1 protein-coding gene is annotated in these 863 nt (G+C 69.3%); it reads left to right on the top strand.

Annotated features, from left to right (window positions below; all coding sequences use genetic code 11):
• Window positions 1-100: 100 nt before the first annotated feature.
• On the top strand, window positions 101-649 hold the full coding sequence (locus STRTUCAR8_RS46515; protein ID WP_044474078.1) for a PadR family transcriptional regulator: 549 nt from the start codon (window positions 101-103) through the stop codon (window positions 647-649).
• Window positions 650-863 lie beyond the last annotated feature (214 nt).

Genomic DNA, 863 nt, shown 5'->3' with positions numbered 1-863 from the left:
GTGGCGGCGGCACTCTGACGGCCGTACAGCGCCCGCCGTACGAGCGCACGAGCACGGGTCAGCCGGCACCGCCACCACCACCGCTCCCTAGGATTGAGCCATGTCCCTCCCGCACGCGATCCTCACCGCCCTGCTCGAAAAGCCGTCCTCTGGGCTGGAGTTGACCCGCCGGTTCGACAGGTCGATCGGCTACTTCTGGTCGGCCACGCATCAGCAGATCTATCGCGAGCTGGGAAAACTGGAGGCCGAGGGACACATCCGCGCCCTGCCCACCGAGCAGCCGACCCGCGGGCAGAAGAAGAGCTACGAGGTCCTGCCCGCGGGCCGCGCCGAACTGGCCCGCTGGACCGCCGCGTCCCAGGACCCGAAGCCGTACCGCGACACGATGCTGCTGCGCCTGCGCGCGTCGGCGGTGGTCGGCACGGAGGGCATCGAGGCCGACCTGCGCCGTCATCTCGCCCTGCACCAGGGCCAGTTGGCCGAGTACGAGGAGTTCGAGAAGCGCGATTTCCAGCCCGGCCGCGACACCCCCCAGGACCGCCTGCAGCACCTGGTCCTGCGTGCGGGCATCGATCTGGAGACCTTCTGGACCCAGTGGCTCACGCACGCCCTGGCGGAGTTCGAGCGGCTGCCCGGCGAAAACGGGTGAGCGCCCTGCGCCCGAGGCCGACCTCGGACACAGGGCGCTCAGCACCCGGGATTCACCCAGAAAACTCAGAGCTCACAGAGCGCACAGAGCGCACAGAGCGCACAGAGCGTCCAGAACACTCAGAGCCGGAACACATCCAGGAAGGAGCTCCAGAAGCCCTTCTTGCGCTGTTCCTGACGGGCCGCCGGAGCCGGGGCCGGCTGCGTCACCGGAC

The organism is Streptomyces turgidiscabies Car8 (genome assembly GCF_000331005.1).
Lineage (GTDB): Bacteria > Actinomycetota > Actinomycetes > Streptomycetales > Streptomycetaceae > Streptomyces > Streptomyces turgidiscabies.
The sequence above is the reverse complement of the archived record's forward strand: the minus strand, read 5'-3'. Positions and strand labels throughout refer to the sequence as shown.